3 protein-coding genes and 2 pseudogenes are annotated in these 1,871 nt (G+C 57.6%); 3 read left to right on the top strand and 2 right to left on the bottom strand.

Annotation, left to right across the window (positions count from 1 at the left end):
• Both ACMX3H_RS18445 and ACMX3H_RS18440 read left to right on the top strand, forming a co-directional pair.
• Positions 1-186, top strand: a pseudogene (locus ACMX3H_RS18445) (IS66 family transposase); the annotation flags it as partial.
• Complete coding sequence (locus tag ACMX3H_RS18440) at positions 168-638, top strand: 4-alpha-glucanotransferase (protein WP_415211824.1); 471 nt, start codon at positions 168-170, stop codon at positions 636-638. The pseudogene ACMX3H_RS18445 and the gene ACMX3H_RS18440, both read left to right, overlap by 19 nt.
• A gap of 110 nt (positions 639-748) precedes the next feature.
• Here the strand turns inward: ACMX3H_RS18440 and nfuA are convergent, their stop codons facing one another.
• On the bottom strand, positions 749-1,324 hold the full coding sequence (gene nfuA, locus ACMX3H_RS18435) for a Fe-S biogenesis protein NfuA (protein WP_415211823.1): 576 nt from the start codon (positions 1,322-1,324) through the stop codon (positions 749-751).
• Between the two features lie 59 nt (positions 1,325-1,383).
• A complete protein-coding gene (locus tag ACMX3H_RS18430) occupies positions 1,384-1,530 on the bottom strand; it encodes a phosphoribosyltransferase family protein (protein ID WP_415211822.1) in 147 nt (48 codons plus the stop codon).
• A gap of 163 nt (positions 1,531-1,693) precedes the next feature.
• On the opposite strand from ACMX3H_RS18430, the pseudogene ACMX3H_RS18425 reads away from it, so the two are divergent.
• A pseudogene (locus ACMX3H_RS18425) lies at positions 1,694-1,871 on the top strand (transposase); the annotation flags it as partial.

Genomic DNA, 1,871 nt, shown 5'->3' with positions numbered 1-1,871 from the left:
CACTGGCGTGCGTTGTGCTACTACGCCGGCGATGGCTGGGCGGAGATCGACAATAATATCGCTGAAAACGCGCTGCGGGTAATAAGCCTGGGTCGCAAGAACTATCTGTTCTTCGGTTCGGATAGCGGCGGCGCCCGGGCGGCGCTGATGTATACGCTTATCGGCAGTTGCAAACTGAACGGCGTGATTTAGCGACATTAAGCGGTTTCTGGCAAGGGGCGGATATTGATCTGGCCCACCGACTTGGCCTGTATGACGATGAGCAGACCTGGCGGCAGCTGCTGGAGGAACGTCGTCTGGAACGGCAGGCGTTGCTGGACGCGCTGCGGCGCGCGGATTGCCTGCCGGCCGAAACCCCCGCGCGGGCGGAGGATATTCCCATGTCACCGGCGTTGAACGCCGCCATCCACCGGTTTGTGGCGCAAAGCCGCAGCGCGCTGCTGGGGCTACAGCCCGAAGACTGGCTGCAGATGGCAACACCGGTCAATGTGCCCGGTACTATCGATGCCTATCCTAACTGGCGGCACAAGTTGACGCGGGATCTCGAGACCCTATTTAGCGACCCTGAAATTATCAAACTGCTAACGGCGGTCGGCCGCTGGCGGGGGAGGTGCGGCGGAGGTAACGCCGATGATTAAGTCGGGCTAACGCCCACTCGCCGGTCAGTTTTAACGCCGATGACAGGTCGGGCTTAACGCCGATGGCCTGTTCGGGCTAACGCCCATTGACAGATTAGGCCTAACGCCGATTAATAGTAGGAGTGTTCGCCGCGCTGGTGCTCGGTCAAATCGCGCACACCCTTCAGCTCGGGAAATTTCTCCAGCAGCTCTTTCTCAATCCCTTCTTTAAGCGTGTAATCCACCATCGAACAGCCGTTACAGCCGCCGCCGAACTGGAGGATAGCCAGCATATCATCCGTGATTTCCATGAGCGTCACCTGACCGCCGTGGCCCGCCAGCTGCGGATTGATCTGCGACTGCAGCAGGTACTCAACGCGCTCGATAAGGGGCGCATCGTCGTTCACTTTGCGTATTTTGGCATTGGGGGCTTTCAGCGTCAGCTGGGAGCAGAGCTTATCCGTGACGAAGTCAATTTCCGCCTCCTGCAGGTAAGGGGCGGAGAGCTCATCCACATAGGCCGAAATTTTATCGAATTTCAGCTCAGTATCGGTGGCCTCCACCGCGTCCGGCGGGCAGTATGAAACGCCGCATTCCGCATTGGGCGTGCCAGGATTGATAACGAACACGCGGATCTGGGTGCCGGGTTCCTGATTGAACAGCAATTTAGCAAAATGTTCCTGGGCAGCATCGGTAATACGGATCATAACATTCACTCAATAGTTGACTAAAATAATTGGATATTATACGCCCTTTCCCCCACAGACTACAAGGTGCGACAAATGCTCCACAGCTGCACTTCGCGCGCGTGATGGCGCAGCAGCAGCCGGCTTATTTCGCCGGCGGTACTGCCCGTGGTAACGACATCATCCACCAGCGCCACCCGTTTGCCGGCCACACCTACGCGGCACAAGAAGGCGTCGCGGAGACTATGCCGGCGTTGACGGGCGCCTAAACGCTGCTGGGGCGGCCCGCCGCGGTGGCGGAACAGCCCCTGAGCCGTAAGCGTACGCCCAGCGCCGTCTGTTAATTCCCCATCAAGTTATTGAAGATGATGTCCATTATTTTTTTAATGGGCGCCATTCATGAAACAACCCCCACCAAAACCCTCAAGACGTCGTCCCAATTTCCCGCTGGACTTTAACATTAAGCTGGTTGAGCAGGCGCTCCAGCCCGGCGTATCCATTGCCAAGCTGGCACGGGATAACGGTATCAATGACAATTTGCTGTTCAACTGGCGCCAGCTCTACCGTC

Source organism: Sodalis sp. (in: enterobacteria) (genome assembly GCF_047607725.1).
GTDB lineage: Bacteria > Pseudomonadota > Gammaproteobacteria > Enterobacterales > Enterobacteriaceae > JBLKSS01.
This window is presented reverse-complemented; position numbering and strand designations above follow the sequence as displayed.